This window comes from Castellaniella sp. (assembly GCF_034675845.1).
Taxonomy (GTDB): domain Bacteria; phylum Pseudomonadota; class Gammaproteobacteria; order Burkholderiales; family Burkholderiaceae_B; genus Castellaniella.
Genome location: NZ_JAUCCU010000001.1, coordinates 2,089,614 through 2,108,127, shown reverse-complemented (window position 1 = coordinate 2,108,127; position 18,514 = coordinate 2,089,614). Strand labels below are relative to the sequence as shown.

The 18,514-nt window shown below is 61.1% G+C and carries 15 protein-coding genes and 1 riboswitch; of the genes, 5 read left to right on the top strand and 10 right to left on the bottom strand.

Annotation, left to right across the window (positions count from 1 at the left end; genetic code table 11):
• Position 1: 1 nt before the first annotated feature.
• From zapD to VDP81_RS10165, 3 genes are all read right to left on the bottom strand, one after another.
• Positions 2–754: a cell division protein ZapD gene (zapD, locus tag VDP81_RS10175; protein ID WP_322996202.1), complete on the bottom strand. Its 753-nt coding sequence runs from the start codon at positions 752–754 to the stop codon at positions 2–4.
• 11 nt (positions 755–765) lie between these two features.
• Positions 766–1,398 carry a dephospho-CoA kinase gene (coaE, locus tag VDP81_RS10170; protein WP_322996440.1) on the bottom strand — a complete coding sequence of 211 codons (633 nt, stop codon included), beginning with the start codon at positions 1,396–1,398 and terminating at the stop codon, positions 766–768.
• A 76-nt stretch (positions 1,399–1,474) separates the two neighbouring features.
• Positions 1,475–2,212 carry an A24 family peptidase gene (locus VDP81_RS10165; RefSeq protein WP_323012221.1) on the bottom strand — a complete coding sequence of 246 codons (738 nt, stop codon included), beginning with the start codon at positions 2,210–2,212 and terminating at the stop codon, positions 1,475–1,477.
• 82 nt (positions 2,213–2,294) lie between these two features.
• Here VDP81_RS10165 and VDP81_RS10160 point away from each other — a divergent pair, with 82 nt between their 5' ends.
• Complete coding sequence (locus VDP81_RS10160) at positions 2,295–2,978, top strand: hypothetical protein (RefSeq protein ID WP_323012220.1); 684 nt, start codon at positions 2,295–2,297, stop codon at positions 2,976–2,978.
• Here VDP81_RS10160 and VDP81_RS10155 read toward each other — a convergent pair.
• The 7 genes from VDP81_RS10155 to VDP81_RS10125 form a co-directional block, all read right to left on the bottom strand.
• Complete coding sequence (locus VDP81_RS10155) at positions 2,940–3,245, bottom strand: helix-turn-helix transcriptional regulator (protein ID WP_322996199.1); 306 nt, start codon at positions 3,243–3,245, stop codon at positions 2,940–2,942. The two genes, VDP81_RS10160 and VDP81_RS10155, sit on opposite strands and share 39 nt — an antisense overlap.
• A gap of 114 nt (positions 3,246–3,359) precedes the next feature.
• On the bottom strand, positions 3,360–4,214 hold the full coding sequence (panC, locus tag VDP81_RS10150) for a pantoate--beta-alanine ligase (protein WP_322996198.1): 855 nt from the start codon (positions 4,212–4,214) through the stop codon (positions 3,360–3,362).
• 19 nt (positions 4,215–4,233) lie between these two features.
• Positions 4,234–5,100 (bottom strand): ScpA family protein, encoded by an 867-nt coding sequence (locus tag VDP81_RS10145; RefSeq protein ID WP_322996197.1) that lies wholly within the window; start codon positions 5,098–5,100, stop codon positions 4,234–4,236.
• A 9-nt stretch (positions 5,101–5,109) separates the two neighbouring features.
• Positions 5,110–5,334, bottom strand: a complete 225-nt coding sequence (locus VDP81_RS10140) for a DUF3460 family protein (protein ID WP_416233230.1) — start codon at positions 5,332–5,334, stop codon at positions 5,110–5,112.
• 35 nt (positions 5,335–5,369) lie between these two features.
• The gene (locus VDP81_RS10135) at positions 5,370–6,152 is read right to left on the bottom strand and encodes a helix-turn-helix transcriptional regulator (RefSeq protein ID WP_322996195.1); all 783 of its coding nucleotides are present in this window, start codon (positions 6,150–6,152) and stop codon (positions 5,370–5,372) included.
• Positions 6,153–6,157: 5 nt separating this feature from the next.
• Positions 6,158–9,931 carry a methionine synthase gene (metH, locus tag VDP81_RS10130; protein WP_323012219.1) on the bottom strand — a complete coding sequence of 1,258 codons (3,774 nt, stop codon included), beginning with the start codon at positions 9,929–9,931 and terminating at the stop codon, positions 6,158–6,160.
• 54 nt (positions 9,932–9,985) lie between these two features.
• Positions 9,986–13,330 (bottom strand): autotransporter outer membrane beta-barrel domain-containing protein, encoded by a 3,345-nt coding sequence (locus tag VDP81_RS10125; protein ID WP_323012218.1) that lies wholly within the window; start codon positions 13,328–13,330, stop codon positions 9,986–9,988.
• Positions 13,331–13,450: 120 nt separating this feature from the next.
• On the opposite strand from VDP81_RS10125, the gene VDP81_RS10120 reads away from it, so the two are divergent.
• The 4 genes from VDP81_RS10120 (at position 13,451) to VDP81_RS15365 (ending at position 18,481) form a co-directional block, all read left to right on the top strand.
• Complete coding sequence (locus VDP81_RS10120; RefSeq protein WP_322996192.1) at positions 13,451–13,603, top strand: hypothetical protein; 153 nt, start codon at positions 13,451–13,453, stop codon at positions 13,601–13,603.
• 91 nt (positions 13,604–13,694) lie between these two features.
• Positions 13,695–13,865: riboswitch (cobalamin riboswitch) on the top strand.
• 100 nt (positions 13,866–13,965) lie between these two features.
• Positions 13,966–15,876, top strand: coding sequence for a TonB-dependent receptor plug domain-containing protein (locus VDP81_RS10115; protein WP_323012217.1), 1,911 nt, complete (start codon positions 13,966–13,968; stop codon positions 15,874–15,876).
• Positions 15,877–15,880: 4 nt separating this feature from the next.
• On the top strand, positions 15,881–16,870 hold the full coding sequence (locus tag VDP81_RS10110) for a cobalamin-binding protein (RefSeq protein ID WP_323012216.1): 990 nt from the start codon (positions 15,881–15,883) through the stop codon (positions 16,868–16,870).
• 177 nt (positions 16,871–17,047) lie between these two features.
• Positions 17,048–18,481, top strand: a complete 1,434-nt coding sequence (locus VDP81_RS15365) for an SrfA family protein (protein ID WP_416233229.1) — start codon at positions 17,048–17,050, stop codon at positions 18,479–18,481.
• The last annotated feature ends 33 nt before the right edge of the window (positions 18,482–18,514 follow it).

Sequence of the window (18,514 nt, the reverse complement as noted above, 5' to 3'; positions counted from 1 at the left end):
CCTAAAGATTGCAGCGAGCCAAGCGAAAGGCCACGTCACGCGTGACAGATTGAGGCTTGACCACGTTATCCTGCGCGGAGAACCTGACCCAGATCACGTATTTATTGGCGCTGATCTCAGGGAATACGCCGTAGGCACGATCCACCCAGACACGCAGCAACTGGAAGGTCTTGCCCCCCAGCATCTCCTGGTAGGCCCCTTGGCTGGCCTGGTGATCGCGTGCATCACCCGCATCGCGCAGTAATTTCAGGATCAGCGCCATGGCCCGATGCAGACACATCATGGGCTCTATCCAGCCCTGTATATCCTGGACACGCGTCTCGGGCGCTTTGATCTGCCAGGCATAGTAAGACGGCAGATCGATCGGGGACGAGCCCCCCGGCACTGTAATACGGCCCCGCAGGCTGGACAGCCATTCGTTATCGCGCAGGCTTTGACCGATGCGGCCCTGGCCCGCCAAGGCCGCCGAAGCGGCCTGGATATCCGCCAGCAGGCCATCCACCGTCGTCACATCAACCCCGGGATGTTCGCGCAGGGCCGACAAGGCCGAGCGATGGCGATCCAGATCCTGCAGCACCGCCGTGCGTACATCCGCGCGTTCGCAGATATCCAGCAGATCGAACAGCGTAGCCATCGCGATCTGGTGATAATGGGGGTCTTCGCCCCGGGCGAAGAAAAACAGACGATCAAAGAGGTATTCGACCCTAAGCAGGGTGCGGACACGTTCGTTGCAGGGATATTCGTACAGAATCACACGCTAAAACCCTATTTTGGGGGGAGAGTCAGAGTACGAGACCGCAAGGCATGACCGCACCAGAACTGATGAAGGCGCCAGGATTGCTGACGCAGAGTATCCAGCGAGGTGGTGCCATCATTGACAATGACATCGTCGGCCGCTGCCAGGCGGGTTTCCCTGGAGGCTTGAGTGGACATGATACGCCCAATGGCCTCTGGCGTCAGCCCGCTGCGGGCGCTGACCCGGCGCACCTGGGTATCCGGATCGCAGTCCACCACGCAGACGCGATCAACACGGGCTTGCCAGTGCCCGGTTTCGACCAGTAAAGGCACCACATACACCAAGTAAGTACCACTGGCCTGTGCGGCCTGCTGTTGGGCGGATTGTGTGATCAAGGGATGAACAATGCCTTCCAGGCGCTGCCGCACCGCCGGGTCGGCAAACGCCTGCGCCCGCATCCAGGCGCGATCCAGACTGCCATCGGCAGCAATCGCGGCAGCCCCAAAGGCCCCGCGCAAGGCAGCAATGGCCTGCCCCCCGGCGGCGGTCAGCGCATGGGCGATCTGGTCCGTATCAATGACGGCAGCCCCCCACTGATCCAGCCACTGGGCGACCTGAGATTTCCCGGAACCTATGCCCCCGGTCAGGCCAATCGAAAACATATCGGACATCAGACGAAATTCCCTATGAAGACAAGTCGTGACTCAGGCAAAAGCCATGACCCGCCCCCGATTGGCATCATCGTAACAAGAAAGTTTGAAGAAATTGTGAAGCAGACACACCCAGCAACAGGACGGCATCCGGCCAGTCCCGCAAGGGGCCTGCCAGCACCCACGGCAAGGCAGCCAAGGTCAAACAAGGCCCGAAGGGATAAGCGGGCCGACGCCCGGTCCAACCTATCGCCCACCACAATATCCCCAGCAGCGAAGCCATCCACAGCACCGTCAATGTGTCCGGGCCTCCCAGCCAGGCAGCCAGCATGGCCAGATACTTAATATCGCCACCCCCAAAGCCCGCCCGCCCCCGCCACCGTCCATAAACCCAGGCCACCCCGGCGACCCCGCCCCAGATCAACAAGGAAGCCGACACGGCAGACACCAGCCCCAATGGTCCCAGACACCAACCCAGCCCCATCAGCGGCAACGTCAGGGCATCGGGCAACAAGCCGCTACGCAAGTCCAACCAGGCCAGCGCCAGCAAGCCCAGCAGCAAAACGACAGAAATCAGCCCTGGCCAGGACTGATCGACCAGCAGCCAAAGGGCCATCCCGCCAGCCCAGGCGCCCAGCAGGCAGTCCAGGCACCGATACGCCGCACGCCGATCCACCGCGCGCGCCGCTGCCCACAAGGTCTGCATATCCGCAGGCGCCCCAGCGCACAGCCGCCGGGTGTATTCCCGGGACCAGGCGTCAAACCCGACCACCAACCAGGCAACCAGCCCTGCCGGGATCAGATAAGCGACGAATTCAATGCCCATGGTCCGATCCAGAAAAGCACCTGCGCCACAGCCTGCGGCAAATGCGTAAAATGGTGTTTTCGCCAACCCAAGCCGACACCCCATGCCGCGTCCTATTCCCTTGTTTACCCGCCTACTGAGTATCAGCCTGCTGGGCTTGCTGGGGGCCTGCGCCCAACAGGCTGGCTATTACGACACCCCCCGCGAGAGCACCGCGTCCGATGCCATGCATCGCGCCCAGGGCGGCGGCACTGCGATTGCACCGTCGCAGCTGCAGCTGGGCTTTGGGGGCCAGACAGAAGCCAAGCCAGCCACGGGCACCCCCGAAGACGCGGGCAATGCGATTCCCGTGGCGGTCGCGCTGGGCCAGACCGCCGCCACAACAGGCGCCAACCGACAAGGCTTGCCGCAATCGCTGGCCGATACGCGCACCTATCTGGGCACAGTTGCCTGCACCGGCGCGGCCCCCTGTTCGGCCAGCCGCCTGACCCTGACCCTGGCGCCAGATGGCCAATGGCGGGCTCGCAACACCCCCGCCGACGGCAGCAGTCCAGCCAGCACGGCCATGGGCTGCTGGTTTCTGACCCATACCGATCCTGTGCGTATCGTGCTGCAAGCCGGCGAACAGCCCTACGCCAGCCTGGAACTGGTTCAATCCAATGTGCTGAAGCTGCTGCGCCTGAACGGCCAGGCGCCCGTGCTGGAATCCAGGCTGACCCGCCAGGCTGATCTGGACCCGATCACCGAGCTATCGTCGCAGCCTGCCCAGGCCTGCCCAGCCGCCTGACAGGCCATCTTCTTTAATAGGGACTTTCTGATGCCAGCGCATACAGCGCTGGGTCAACTCTACCGCGTTGCGCACCCCGACCTTATTGAAGATCCGTGCCCGGTGGGCCTCGACCGTGCGGTAGGACAGACCAAGTTCGGCGGCAATGACCTTATTTGAGCGCCCGGCCGTGATGTAGTTGGCAACCTGGCGTTCGCGCAGGGTAAGCCGCTGCCAAGGCGAAATGCCCAATGATTGGCTGCCGGGATGTGGATAAGGCAATGACATGATGAATCCCCTCTTTAAATATTGTATTTTGTAAGAAGATTCTTTCATGCTTCACCACGCCGGACAGCTGTCAAGCCTGACAGGATGCGGGACTAATCCATCACATCCAAAAAATCAGCGCAAGACGTCGAATTCCAGATTGTCGATCAAACGGGTAGCCCCCAACCGGGCAGCCGCCAATACGACCAGGGGCTCGCCCGTATCCAGCTCATCCGGTTTAGGGGGCTGCAAGTCCCGCTGGCGGCGCACTGCCACATAATCAGGGTCCCATCCCCGGGACGACAGCGTCTGCATCACATGGGCCTCGATGACGGGCAGATCCCGCTGACCTTGCCGCACCGTGTCGCGCACCTGTTGCAGCAAACCGTACAAAGTCGGGGCCTCGGTGCGTTCTTCCGGGGACAGATAGCGGTTACGCGAGGACAGCGCCAAGCCATCGGGATCGCGCACGGTTTCATGAGCCAGGATTTCGACAGGCAGCTGGAATTGCCGACACATGGCGCGCACCACCATCAATTGCTGGTAGTCTTTCTTGCCGAATACGGCCACGCGCGGCTGCACACAGGAAAACAGCTTCAGCACCACCGTGCTGACGCCCATGAAAAAGTCCGGCCGAAATGCGCCTTCCAGAATCTGGCCCAAAGAATCACCGGGCTGGATACGGAAATTCTGGGGCTCGGGATAGAGTTCTCGTTCGTCGGGCGCAAACAGCACGTAGACGTCGCGTTCGCCTTCCAACTTCTGAATATCATCCATCAGGGTGCGCGGATAGCGGTCGAAATCTTCGTTGGGACCGAATTGCAGCCGATTGACAAAGATGCTGGCCACCACGGGGTCGCCATGCTGGCGGGCCAGCCGCATCAGAGACAGATGGGCTGCATGCAGGTTACCCATAGTGGGCACAAAGGCCACGCGCAACTGGCCACGCAGCTGATCGCGTAATTCTTCGATGGAATGAACGACTTTCAAGAGTAGCTCCGGTAATGGCTCAGGCCGAACGCGTATAAGATAAACGGATATACAGCGGCGCATAAGGCGCCGCCTGGGTAATGTCCAGCAAGGATTCGCGGCAGAGTTCCAGCAGCGCCAGAAAATGCACGACGATCACCGCAGCGGGCTCCCCCGTCTGGACACGTTCTAAAAAAAGCTCGGTGAATTCCATATAGCGCACATCGGACAGACGTCGCAGAATATGGCTCATGTGGTCCCGCACGGATAGTTGCTCGCGGGTGATGCGATGGCTGGCATTCAGTCGGGCGCGCTGCATGATGGCTGCCCAGGCCTCGCGCAGGTCGGCTGCGCTGACCTCTGGCAACTGGGCTTCGACCGTCAGGTCGGCCTGGGCATGACCCACCATGAAGTCACGCCCGACGCGCGGCATGGCATCCAGCTCTTGGGCGGCAAGCTTGATGCGCTCGTATTCCAGCAAGCGGCGCACGAGTTCTGCGCGCGGATCATCGGGCTCCTCGCCGGTATCCGACTGGCGCACGGGCAGCAGCATGCGGGACTTGATCTCGATCAGCAAAGCCGCCATCAACAGGTATTCGCCCGCCAGTTCCAGATTCGTGCGGCGGACCTGCTCGACGTAGGCCAGATACTGTGCGGTCACGTCGGCCATGGGAATATCCAGCACATTGAAGTTTTGCTTGCGGATCAGATACAGCAACAAATCCAGCGGCCCCTCGAAGGCTTCGAGAAAAACTTCAAGGGCATCCGGTGGAATATAGAGGTCCTGGGGAATCGCAAACAGCGGCTCGCCATAGAGCCGCGCCAAGGCGATGTGATCAATGACATCAGGCGTGCTGTCCACCGCCGGGGCCATCAAGGCGTCCAGCCCGGGGTCCGCAGACGGCATGGTGCTGGATCAGGCGTCTTGGTAGTAGACGTAGGGGTCCTGGGCGATCTTCGAGGCGCGGAAACCGTCCTGTTGCTCGGTATTCAGGTCTTTGTCCCACAAACGGAACCGCCCCGCACGCTGGTCGGCCTCGGTGTCGGGATGGTCGGTCTTGTATTGCGTCAGGAACTGGGTGAGTTCAGAAGTGTAGTTATTTGCCATGATAGGGTCGATGACGATGTTCAATGGGGCCAAGTTTACAGCACCTGTGCATTTTGCAGGCGGATGCCCTAGGCGGCCTGCAGCAGCATGACAAGTTTGCAGTCGGGACGGATGGCCAGCCGGAACGTGAATTGACGAAACTGCAACAAGCCGCGCCGGGGATGTTGAAATTCGCGCGCGCCTCCTTCGCGATCCACCACAGCCTGACGCGTCCAACAATGGGCAAACCAGGAGCTGCCCGCCTGCAGTTCTCCCGCCAACGCAATAATGGCCGGGTCGCCTGCCACGGCGGCCACATCGGCCCGGAATTCCGCCACCACGCGGCTGGCGCGTTCTTCCCAGTCCACCACCAGGGACCGGGCCGCCGGGTCCATGAAAATATAGTGCAGCAGATTGGGCCGCCCCCGGGCAGGCCAGCCATCGAACAGCTGCTGCAAGGGCGGGTTCCAGGCCAGCACATTCCAGGCCTGATCCAGGATATAGGCCGGATCACAGATCCGATCCACGCAGTCGCTCAGGCCATCGGGCAGCGCGACCCCTTCCAGGTGGCCTGCCTGGGGATCAGCGCATTCCGCCAGACTGAACAGATAGTGACGCTCGGCGCGATCCAGCTGCAGCACATCGGCCAGTCGCCCCCAGACTTCTGCCGACACGGAAATCTCGCGGCCTTGCTCGATCCAGGTGTACCAAGTGGTGCTGATGCTGCACAACGAGGCGAGTTCTTCGCGCCGCAAGCCGGGCGTGCGGCGGCGCAGCCCCGGCGGCAAGCCCAGCGCCTGAGGACTGACCCGCGCCCGCGCACTGCGCAGAAATGCCCCCAGCGACTGGCGGCGGGTCTCGTCGTCACGCATGATGCCTAGCGCAGGACGCTGGCCAGGGTGCGGCGCACATCTTCCTCGTCCCGGCCTGTGCGGGCCATAAAGTCGGCCACCTGATCCGCGCCGATATTGCCGACGTTGAAGTATTTGGATGCCGGGTGGCTGAAGTAAAAACCGGATACGCTGGAGGCGGGCATCATGGCGAAACCATCGGTCAACTGCATATCGATTTCGCTGCACTGCAGGATGTCGAACATCTCCCGTTTGACCAGGTGCTCGGGGCAGGCCGGGTAACCGGGCGCAGGGCGGATCCCCTGATATTTCTCGGCAATGACGTCAACATTGGGCATATCCTCGTCGGGCACATAGCCCCACAGATCTCGCCGCACACGGGCATGCAGGGTTTCGGCAAAGCCTTCGGCCAGACGGTCGGCCAAGGCTTTCAGCATGATGACGGAATAGTCATCCCCTGCCTCCTGGAACTGCCGCTCGTATTTTTCGATGCCCAGGCCACCGGTCACCGCAAACATGCCGATGTAATCCATGATGCCGGTGGATTTCGGCGCGATGAAGTCCGCCAGACATTTATTGTCCACCCCGTCGCGCTTCTCGGTCTGCTGACGCACCCCGCGCCAGGTCAGCAAAACCTGGCTGCGGGTTTCGTCGGTGTAGATTTCGATGTCGTCGTCGTTGATGCTGTTGGCCGGATAGAATGCCACCACGCCATTGGCGGTCAGCCAACGGCCTTCGACGATGCGCTTCATCATGGCCTGACCTTCCTCAAACAGTTTGACGGCCTGTTCACCCACGACTTTGTCGGTCAGGATGGCGGGAAACTGCGCCATCAGGCCCCAGGATTGGAAAAATGGCGTCCAGTCCAGGAATTTCAGAATCTCGTGCAAATCATAGTGTTTGAAGGTCCGGCGACCAATGAACTTCGGACGCGGCGGGGTGTAATTGGCCCAGTCGATGACGGGCTTGGCCGCCCGCGCCTGGGCGATGGTCAGCATCGGCGTGGCCTTGCGGTTGGCATGACGTTCGCGCACCAGCTCGTATTCATCGGCCACTTTCTGCAGGTAGACGTCCACCTGATCCGACATCAGGCTGGTGGCCACCCCCACTGAACGGCTGGCATCCGGCACATAAATCACCGGGCCGTCGTAGTGCGGCGCGATCTTGACGGCGGTATGGACCTTGCTGGTGGTGGCCCCCCCCACCAACAGCGGCAAGTTGCGCTCGCGGAAATAAGGGTCGCGTTGCATTTCCGACGCCACATAGGCCATTTCTTCGAGGCTGGGGGTAATCAAGCCGGACAGGCCCACCATATCGGCCCCGACTTCCTTGGCCTTGTCCAGAATCTTGGCGCAGGGCACCATGACGCCCATATTGATGACTTCGAAGTTATTGCACTGCAAGACCACAGTGACGATGTTCTTGCCGATATCGTGCACGTCGCCCTTGACCGTGGCGATGACCATCTTGCCTTTGGATCGCACATCGCCACCGGCATCGGCCAGCTGGCGTTTTTCTTCCTCGATAAAGGGCAACAGATGCGCCACGGCCTGCTTCATGACACGGGCCGACTTGACCACCTGGGGCAGAAACATCTTGCCCGCGCCGAACAGGTCGCCCACCACGTTCATGCCGTCCATCAACGGGCCTTCGATGACCTCGATGGGGCGCCCGCCACCCGACATGATTTCGTCGCGGATTTCCTCGGTGTCATCGACGATGAAGGTAGTAATGCCATGCACCAATGAATGGGTCAGGCGCTCGCGCACTGTGCCTTCACGCCAGCCCAGGTCTTCTTCCCTTTTCTTGCCCGCACCGTGCATGGTTTCGGCCAATTCGACCAGACGCTCGGTGTTGGTGCGCTCGTCGGCGGGATCTGTCTTGCCCAGAGGGGATTCACGATTGAAGACCACGTCTTCAATCGTGTCGCGCACTTTGGGGTCGAGATCGGAATACACCCCCAACTGGCCGGCATTGACGATGCCCATACTCAGGCCGCGCTGGGTGGCGTAATACAGCACCACTGCGTGAATGGCCTCGCGCATGGCCTCATTGCCCCGGAAGGAGAAGCTGACGTTGGAAATCCCCCCGGACGTGCGGGCGTGGGGCAGATTATCCGTAATCCAGCCCACGCCTTCGATGAAGTCGAGGCCATAGCGGTTGTGTTCTTCCAGACCTGTGGCAATAGCGAACACATTGGGATCGAAGATGATGTCTTCGGGCGGGAAACCCACCTGATTGACCAGGATGTCATAGGCCCGCGAACAGATATCGATGCGCCGCTGCAGACTGTCGGCCTGCCCATCGGTGTCAAACGCCATCACCACCACGGCGGCGCCGTATTTGCGGCACAGTTTTGCCTGTTCAATAAAGGCTTCCTCGCCTTCCTTCATGGAAATCGAGTTGACCACGCACTTGCCCTGCACGCAGCGCAGACCGGCCTCGATGACGGGCCATTTCGAGCTGTCGATCATCACCGGCACACGCGAAATATCGGGCTCTGAAGCCAGCATATTCAGGAAGCGCGGCATGATGGTCAGGGCATCGAGCATGCCCTCGTCCATATTGATGTCGATGATCTGGGCACCGTTTTCGACCTGCTGGCGTGCCACCGACAGGGCTTCGTCGAATTTTTCCTCGCGGATCAGCCGCAGAAACTGTTTGCTGCCCGTGACGTTGGTGCGTTCGCCCACATTGATGAATAAGGTGTCGCGATCGAAATTCAGGGCCTCAAGGCCCGACAGGCGGGTCTTGACCGGGATGACAGGCGGCTGGCGCAGAGGCAGGCTGCGGACCTTTTCGGCGATTTCACGAATGTGCTCGGGCGTCGTGCCGCAGCAGCCCCCCACCACGTTGACCAGCCCGGCCTGGGCGAATTCCTCTAGCAGGCTGGAGGTATCCGCCGGGGTTTCGTCGAAACCGGTTTCGGCCATGGGGTTGGGCAAACCCGCATTGGGATAGACACAGACGTAGGTATCGCAGATTTTTGAGAGTTCCGCCACATAGGGACGCATCAGGGCGGCCCCCAAGGCGCAGTTCAGGCCGATGGTGACGGGACGGGCGTGGCGCACGGAGTTCCAGAAGGCCTCGACGGTCTGGCCGGACAGAATACGGCCGGACGCATCGGTGACGGTACCGGAAACCATCACCGGCAAGCGAATATTGCGCTCTTCGAAGACCGATTCGATGGCAAAAATCGCGGCCTTGGCATTCAGGGTGTCGAAAACGGTTTCGATCAGCAGAATATCCACCCCGCCGTCGATCAAGCCGTGAATCTGCTCGGTGTAGGCGACACGCAGTTCTTCAAAGGTGACGTTGCGGGCACCGGGGTCATTGACGTCGGGCGACAGGGAGGCCGTCTTGGGCTGAGGCCCCAGGGCACCGGCGACAAAGCGCGGGTGTTCGGGGGTTGCGACCGCATCACAGGCCTCGCGGGCCAGCCGAGCGGATGCCAGGTTGAGCTCGTAGGCGATATCCGGCAGACCATAGTCGCCCTGGGCGACGCGGGTGGCCCCGAACGTATTGGTTTCGATGACATCGGCCCCGGCCTGCAGATACGCCGTATGGATTTCGCGAATGACGTCGGGGCGCACCAGAGACAGAAGCTCGTTGTCGCCCTTGACATCGTGTTCATGCTGGGCGAAACGGTCGCCCCGAAAATCGGCTTCGCTTAACTTATAGCGCTGGATCATGGTGCCCATGGCACCGTCCAGAACGACAATGCGCTGCCCCAGCAGGCGCACGAAGTCGGCGCCATGGGTATAGGTTTCGATGGGATAGGGCAAGGCAGGGTAGGACACGGCGGATTCCAATGCGGGGAAGAACAAGCTTTGATTGTATCGTTGACTGAAAACTTAAAAGGCCCACTGGATGCGAACCTGCCCGTCCACGGCCCGATAACCGCTACCCAGCTGGCTGCCAATATCCAGAGCCACGGACAGACGATCATCGCGCTGCCAGGCCACACCAGCACGCAAGCCCAGTAAATTGGCCGACGCCAGGTCATTGACGCTGTCCAAGTCCACCGATGGCTGCGCGGCAAAGCGCGCGCCCTGGCGTACATCCTGTGCCAGCCATTCGCGGTCCCAAGTCGCCCGTGCGTGCGCCGACACCACGCCGCCATCGGCGATATCCCAGGCAGCGCGGGCGGTCACCCCCAGCCGGGTGCGCAAGGCGTCGGCATGCTGGCGATCCAGCTGCAGGCGTGTGGCTTGCGGGCCGGACTCATCCACCGCCGGACGGCTGAGCCGGTTGTAATCCAGCGACCAATACGGCCCCACCGATGCCGAGGCCGCCAGGGCATACTGCCAGCCCCCCGCCACCTGAACGCCCGCCTGATAGCCTGTCCAACGAGCATCATGACTGGCGCTGTAAGCCGCAAACCCCAGATTGCGCGTCAAGCGGCCATGCTCCAGCCCCAGACGGACGCCACCCAGGGCATACGGCCCCGTCCACACATCGGGCTGATAGCGCCACTGGCCGCTGATGCCCAGCGCAGTGGACTTCGCCTGCCCCGCCCAGGACTCTCGCAGATCGCTGGTTTGTTCGGACACATCCAGCGCCACGCCCAACTGTACCGCCGGGGCGGATTCCAACCAGCGGCTGGCCCCCGCCACCACGCCATACAAGGTGTCGCGACTGGCCACCAGATCGCCCTGTGCGTCCTGGCGCCCCGTTCCGCCGAACAGGCTGGCATGTCCCGACCAACTGCTGGCACGAGCCTGAGTGTGGTCGGCGTTATTTTTTTGTATATCGGGACCGGACAAACCGCCCAGTGCCGTATCCAGCGCCAGGCGGTCGCGCCGCAGGGACGCCGCCAAGGCCGCGCTATAGGCAGCGGGAGACAGTTGTGACAGCGCTTGCTCCACATCCTGCCCATCGGGACGAGAAAAATCCAGCTGCGTGAACAAGTCCTGCGCATCCGCAGCTCCCCTGGCCGCCCACTGCGATAGCGCCTGCCCGACACGCCGGTCATTGGCATCACGCCCATACTGGCTGTAGGCATCCACCGGGCGCGTCACGCCCAGACGGTATTGGCCGATACCCAGCGCGTCCGCCGCAAACGACAAGGTGGGCGAAACCGACACCAAGTCTACCTGGCCAAAAGCCCCCGTCAGCGCGTCGGCCTGCACTGGCTGCGCATTCGATGTCCAGCCATCGGCATACCAGTCCGGCAGCGCCTGCAGGCCCAGCGTGCCGGCCAATTGCGCCGTGCCCTTGACCGACAGTGGATTGACCAGGCCTGTGTTTGAAAAAGCGGACAACAGCATCCCGCTTGAGCCCTGCCGATAATCCCCGACGATCTGCGCACGTTCGGGCAGCACACCCGGCGTCAGCCCCCCCTGATTGAGAAAGAACGACCCGTCCGCCAGATCGTAGGTGGCATTGCCTGACAACCAGGCCCCTGGCTGGATCACGGCACCCTGGACGACATGATGGCCGTCCAGGCGGGTGCGCCCCCCATCAAAGGACAGGTTCAGGTTGTCCCGACCCTTCATATTGCCTGCATAGGCCCAATCAAAATCCGCATCCGCCTGCCCGGTCGCCCAACCGGCGCCATCTGCCTGCTGACCGAAGGTCACGGTCGTCAAGCGCCAGCGGCCTTGGGCATCGCGCTGGGCATAATCGGACACAATATCGCCCTGGATCTGCGCGCCTTGCAGAATATTGATTTGGCCGACCAGGGCGCTTTCCGACATATACAAGGCCGCCTGCGACCCGGCGACCGTCCCGCTGATATCCACCCGATCCGCCAAGGCGCCATTGAGTTCTTCCAGCATCGGCAAGGGGCCATCCGCCGATGTGCGGATATAGGAACCCCGGTACTCGACGCTGTCCCCACTGCCCAGGTTATGGCCGAAATCGAAGCGCAGCCCCACGCCCTGGGCGCCCAGCGCCTGAACGTCGCCACGCACCGCCAACTGGTGGTGCCTGCCATAGACCAGCATCACCCCCTGCCCATTGTCGCCTTGGGCATGCACGCGCACGCCGGGATCAATGGTCAGCTGGTTGCCTTCGCCATCAATACGTACCCCTGCCCCACCAGCGCCCAGGCTTAATAAGTCAGCGGCCTGACGGATACGATTATGGCTGCCATACACATGCAGTCCCATCCCCAGGGTGGTCTGGTTGTACTGGCCATCCAGATAAGCCGTGCCCTCAGTGTTGCGGGCAAAGTAGCCCCGCGTGTTGACAACATCCAAGCCGCTGCCATACACGGAACGGCCAAAGAAATCCCGCCGGTCCAGTCCATATCCCAGATCCTGCAGCACCGCCAGCTCGGCCTCCATCAGGCGGGTGTGATTGCGGTACTTCTGATGGCTCATGAGGCTGTTCTTGAGCTCCATGTGGCTCATGGTGTCGGCGTCCAGGGACTCGTTGCCCAGGGGGTCCTGCCGCATCATCGTGACCGGAATGCCGGACAGGCCGCCTTCCAGCGCCTCCAGTACATGGGGGCCGACAAACCGGCCCTGATTCTGGCGCACATCAAAGCCGGCCGGGTCGGTATTGGCGCAGGCAGCGCACAGAATCTCTTGTCCTGCATGGCCTGCACGGCCGTTGTCATCGACCAGGTAAGTCGACCAAGTAGTGAATTCATCGCCAAAAAAGAACTGATTGGGCGACCCCTGGGCCGATGTGGTCATCACCCCCAAGGTATGGGCGAATTCATGCACCGCCACCGCCGTCATATTCAAGCCATCGCGGTCACCAATCTGCGACTGGCGATCAACCCCCGGCGTCCAATCCATCAGCCCCATGGTGAAAATACCGTGCGTTCCATAAGGCAGCTGCGCAGCGGACAAGGCCTCGCCCTGAAGGGCGATTTGCAGGGGCACCTTGAATGCCGTCCCATTGCCCAGGGGAAGGCTGGCGCCAAAAGCGCCCTCGCCGTCAAAGGTGCCGATATTCAGCACCCCCACCGTGCCACCCGGCACAGGGCGGATGACGGACGCCCAATACTGCGCGGCCTGCAGGATGTTGGCCTTTTGATCCACAGACAGCGGCCAGGTCGAAGTCCGGGACGCGCCTTCCCAGTCGCCAAACCAAAATCCACCATCCTGTGGCCCAAAAAAACGCACATCAAACACAGGAGTGCCATCGGCGCGGGCAACCACCTGAGATTCACCAGCCTGCGCACCAGCGGTGTATCCATACAAAGCACACAGCAAAGCGCCAGCCTGAAACCAAGTCTTTTTCATGTTCTTCAGCCCACTTGAAACAATAGTTGGTGTTTTCTCTGAATTTTTGTTATCCTAGGGTTAACCCTTAAGGGTTTTCACCAATTACTTTGCGACAAGCAGCTATAAAAGGAGAGCAGCATGTTGGTACCCTTCTCTAACTATCCCGTTAACGCAGCTTTCGAGCGCATGATGGCTGAAGAACGCGTTGCACGCGCCGCCCAGCCCCAGGCCAGCCTGATGGCCCGTATCCTGAATGCGCTGCTGGGCCGCCGCGATACGGCTTACGCCTGAGCCCAAACAGAAAACCCCAGCTTGGTCGCAACGCAATGCGTTGGCAAGCATGGGGAAAAGAGCAAGGCAGTGACAGGAAATTCAGCGCACTATAATAACCGCTGAAACAGGTATATCGGGTCATCAGACCCGATATTCAAATGGGAAACAGACGGTTCCTTCACGAACCCGGCTGTGCTGCCCCCGCAACGGTGCGCGCATCCGCCAAGCCTAGTGCTTGGCTCGCGCCAGCCCGATACCAGCCTGCTTCGACTTCCTGATTGCCTGCTCGCCTGATCAGCCGCCTATTTTCCTGGCCGATCCATGGCTCGCAGGTTCCGACTAGCCCGGTGTGCGGGGACGCGCACCCAGCAGGACCTACCATGACCATCCCTTTTTTCCGGCACGCATCGGTTGCCGTTTTCTGTCTATTCCCCCTGGCCGCCACGGCCCAATCCCCCAGCACAACAGTCCAGACCCTGGACGATATTGTCATCACGGCCAGCCGCAGCGCCGAGCCTCTGGCCGATGCCAGCGGCGACATCACGATCATCAACGCACAACAGCTGGCCGACGCCCGAGGCGACAGCATGGCCGACATCATCGGTCGCCAGCCCGGCGTGCAATTCATCAGCAATGGCGGGCCACAGACCATTGCCGGGATTTTCCTGCGCGGGGCCAATTCCAATCAAACGCTGGTGCTTGTTGATGGCTTGCGCATTTCCGAACTGCAATCCGGCGGCACGCACCTGGAAACCATCGACCCGGCCCTGATCGAACGGGTGGAAATCCTGCGCGGCGCGGCCAGCAGCCTGTACGGGTCGGACGCCATCGGCGGGGTGATCAACATCATCACCAAAACAGGCCGCCATGATCGCCCATTATCTGTGTGGGCCAATGCGGGCTACGGCACCAGCGAAACCCTCAAAACCAGCGCCGGGCTATCGGGCGCCAGCCACGGCTGGGACTACAGCCTCGCCGGCAGCATCGCCAGCAGCCAGGGGTTCGATGTGATGCGCGGGCATTTTGCCAACAACACGTCTACCGACAGCTGGGGCCACTACACTGATAAAGATGGTTATTACAGCCACGGCTGGTCCGGCACCCTGGGCTATCAATGGCAGCCTGGCCACCATATCGGCCTGATGGCCTATAGCAGCTATCTGCACGCGGATTCTGATGGTTCGCAGGATGATTTCCCCTACGCCACCGAAGACAATGTGCGCAACCTGGTGCACCAGCAGGTCTACGCCATCACCAGCACAAACCAGATCACCCCGATTTGGGAAAGCGTGCTGCGCTTTGGCTGGGCCCAGGATGCGCTGGATTACCGCCGCCCCACCGAAGGCTCTTTCGTACATTCCAGTCTGAAACGCACCTGGTCCTGGCAGCACAATATCCAGGTTCATCCAGATCATCGCCTGTCGGTACTGGGCGAACATGTCGCCGAGCGCATCAACAGCGACTTTGAATACGATGAAAACGGGCGCGACATCAACAGCCTGGCGCTGATCTACAAGGGCCGCCTAGACCGCCTGCAAGCTCAGGCCAGCCTGCGCAACGACGACTACAGTGACCACGGCAATCAGCTGACCGGCGGCCTGGGCCTGAACCTGGATCTGACGGACGCCTGGCAGATCGGCGTCGCAGGCAGCACCGGGTTTCGAGCGCCCACCTTCGCCGACCTATACCAGAGCGGATCCATGTTCTACCGGGGCAACCCCAAGCTGGAACCTGAAAAATCCCGCAACATCGAGGCCCACCTGCAGTACCAGGATGACAGCACACAGGTGCGGCTGACCGCTTACCAGAACAAAATCCGCGACATGATCATCAATGTATCGGACCCAATCACCTGGATGACCAGCCCGGAAAACGTCAACCAGGCCACCCTGCGCGGCCTGACCCTGACAGGTGAACACACCCTGGGCAGCACCACAGTACGCGGCAGCGTGGACTTGCTGGACCCGCGTAACGACGACCCCGGCATCGGCGAAGGCGCGCAGTTGCAACTGCGCGCGCGTCAGGTCTTTTATGCCGCTGTGGAGCACCGCATCGCGGCCTGGAAACTGGGTGCTGAATACCAGTACACCGGCAATCGCTACGCCGACGCCGCCAACCGCACCACATTGGGCGGTTATGCCCTGGTCAACCTGACTGCCGCATACGACTTCAACAAGTCACTGGGCATGCAGGTGCGCTGGAACAACGTGCTGGACAAGGACTATGTGCGGGTGGATGGCTACAGCACGCCCGGGTCCAATGTGTTTGTGAACCTGGCCTGGCGGATGTAAGGGCATGGGCCGCCGTCCGTGTCCTGTCGGCAAGGCAATCTCCACCTGCCGCCAGCTGGTGGTCGGCTGGCTGCTGCTAATCAGTGTCTCACTGCCGGTTTTCGGGGCCGTCTCGGCGGCAGACTTGATGTCGGCCCTGTCCCTGCAGCAGCCCTTGGCGACCGCCACGACAAGCCCAGACGGGCCGCCTCGCGTCATCACCCTGGCCCCCAGCGTCACTGAACTGGTCTACGCCGCAGGCGCCGGGGATGCGATTGTGGGCACTGTGCTGCATAGCGATTATCCGCCTGCCGCCCGCGCCATCCCCCGCATCGGCGACGGCGTACAGCCCAACGACGAAGCCATTCTGGCCCTGCGCCCTACCCTGGTGGTGGCCTGGTACCCCACCGACATCACCCAGTCACTGGCTCAACGGCTGCAACTCCTGGGAGTTCCCCTGGTGTACGCCAACCCCCAGTCGCTGGACGATCTCCCCGGCCTGATCCGGCAACTGGGCCAGCGCCTGGGCACCGAGGTGCAGGCAGATGCCAACGCCCAGGCGCTGCAGCAGCGCATTGATGCACTAGGCATCGCGGACCAGAAATCTGCAGTTGCAGGCCCACCCGACACTGCGCTTGTCTCCGTCTTTATCGAAATCAGTACCGACCCGCTATACACCTTGGGCAATGCTCCCCTGATCAACGACCTGCTGACACGCTGCGGCGGACAAAATCCCTATGCCGATAGCCGCGTGGCAGCCCCGCAAGTCAGTGTGGAATCAGTCCTGCACCTGAGCCCCCAGGTCTTGATTGTGTCGCCCAATGGCCGCGACACCCTGCAGACTCGCACTCGGTGGTGGGCCGAGCGCGGCCTGGCGGCCGCCCTGAACCATCGGACCTATGCAGTAGACCCCGACTGGCTGCACCGACCCGGCCCCAGGCTGGTGGATGCTGCAGAAGTGATTTGCCGGGACTTGGGCGATAGCAAACGACTAAACGACCTTTTCCTAAACTGAGTCTGGATACTCTGTCCTGAATGCTCACCCTTAGTAGCATCACGAGAAAATCCGTCCTTCCTCATCCTCAGCAAATAGCTCAGCGATCAACCACCTACTCAATTTTTTCAATCCAATTCAAAATGTTAGTATTACGCATCGCTTTCTTTTAATAACACATTGGCAACTGAGGTCCATATGCGAGGGGCTTTACTTCGTAGCGAGCAGATTGAAAACCTTGATGCTCTTGGTGAGGTCGGAACTCCTGTCTACCGGGTAGCTATACAGCTACGTGATGCCGTGCGCCGCAAAAGCCCAGATCTGGTGGCTCACCTTGCAATCCCGCAAATCAATCAGGCGGGCGACCGCATCGACTGGTATGCGCCCACACCTGGACCAGTCATCCCCTGGTCGGCATCCACTGAAGATGAGCGCATCCCGGCTCGTACCCAGATGGAAGCCCTCATGGCCGGACTGCGGACAGTCAGCGCCCGACTGTTGGCCTCGAATACAGAAACCCCCGACAGCGACGCCACGCTATTTGCCAAGCTCCTGAACCGTGTACCGTACTTCCCCGACGAATCCTACATCTACCTAGTGGATGGCTTGCCTGTTGTCACTTTCTGGGGGTTTGATCACATAGAATCAGATCGGAAGCGCAACCCATTGCTGTGCCTCTATCCACCACCGCCCGCCCCCGTCCCGGCAGCCCCTCCATTGGTTGCGCCCCCATTAATGACACCCTCCCCTGAGGCCCCCCTCGCAACAACCGTGGTCGTAGCTGACAGTCCTTGGTGGAGACTCTGGTGGTGGCTACTGCTACTGCCCTTGCTGCTGGTTTTATTGTTGGGGCTCAGAGCCTGCACACCTACTGGATTTCTCCCATCGCTAGGCAGCTCAGGATGGCCTTCGTGGCTACCATTTACGACTCCAACGCACAGACTGCCCACCACACAAGCACCCGTATCCAACGCGACGGGCGTCTCGGACCCCAACCTGCTCTTGCCCAACAGAGTATTACCACCTCTGTCTGACACACACCCAAGCAATCTTGCCCCTTCACAGCCCCCCCCAGACGTCGCTGTGCCAGATACAACATTGCCTGCGCAAGACGTCAATCCGCCCCCCCTGCCAGACACTACAACAGATGACACAAGCCCCGATCCATTAGCCAACAAGCCCCAGGCGCCTGAAGATGATGCCGTCCTACTACCGCCGCCTCTTGATGCTGCCGCGCCTCTTGCGACTGGCACTCCCCCGCTGGATGCTCTCAGTTTGCCGCCCAATCTGTCCAATGGGCCCGCCAACTTTCTCAATGGTCGGTGGCGTGCCGGTGCCGGCATTCAGGATACACAGACAGGAAAGCCTCTTCGGCTGGAATACCAATTTCAGGACGGTCAGGGCCAAGTAACGGTGACGCGCGGTAACGCGTCCTGCCAAGGCCCAGTCTCAGCAGCCATGCAGTCGGGCGCTCTGCAGATCACCCCGGACGGGCAGGCTCACTGCTCAGACGGTGGCCAGTATGAATTGCCCGAAATCCTGTGCAAACCTGGCGCCACGACCTCGGCGGATTGCACTGGAAACTACGGCAACATGCAATTCCCGCTAAACATGCGCCAAGCGAAAAACTGAGGCTCAGCCCCCGCATACACCCAGAGTAGGTTT

What these genes read in the sequence shown, in the direction of transcription:
- VDP81_RS10145 (WP_322996197.1), bottom strand. Translation starts at nt 5,100, where the DNA reads ATGCCGTCTGCGGACCCCGGGCTGGACGCCTTGATGGCCCCGGCGGTG.
- VDP81_RS10125 (WP_323012218.1), bottom strand. Translation starts at nt 13,330, where the DNA reads ATGAAAAAGACTTGGTTTCAGGCTGGCGCTTTGCTGTGTGCTTTGTAT.
- VDP81_RS10165 (WP_323012221.1), bottom strand. Translation starts at nt 2,212, where the DNA reads ATGGGCATTGAATTCGTCGCTTATCTGATCCCGGCAGGGCTGGTTGCC.
- VDP81_RS10120 (WP_322996192.1), top strand. Translation starts at nt 13,451, where the DNA reads ATGTTGGTACCCTTCTCTAACTATCCCGTTAACGCAGCTTTCGAGCGC.
- VDP81_RS10160 (WP_323012220.1), top strand. Translation starts at nt 2,295, where the DNA reads ATGCCGCGTCCTATTCCCTTGTTTACCCGCCTACTGAGTATCAGCCTG.
- coaE (WP_322996440.1), bottom strand. Translation starts at nt 1,398, where the DNA reads ATGTTTTCGATTGGCCTGACCGGGGGCATAGGTTCCGGGAAATCTCAG.
- VDP81_RS10155 (WP_322996199.1), bottom strand. Translation starts at nt 3,245, where the DNA reads ATGTCATTGCCTTATCCACATCCCGGCAGCCAATCATTGGGCATTTCG.
- VDP81_RS10110 (WP_323012216.1), top strand. Translation starts at nt 15,881, where the DNA reads ATGGGCCGCCGTCCGTGTCCTGTCGGCAAGGCAATCTCCACCTGCCGC.
- VDP81_RS10135 (WP_322996195.1), bottom strand. Translation starts at nt 6,152, where the DNA reads ATGCGTGACGACGAGACCCGCCGCCAGTCGCTGGGGGCATTTCTGCGC.
- VDP81_RS10115 (WP_323012217.1), top strand. Translation starts at nt 13,966, where the DNA reads ATGACCATCCCTTTTTTCCGGCACGCATCGGTTGCCGTTTTCTGTCTA.
- VDP81_RS15365 (WP_416233229.1), top strand. Translation starts at nt 17,048, where the DNA reads ATGCGAGGGGCTTTACTTCGTAGCGAGCAGATTGAAAACCTTGATGCT.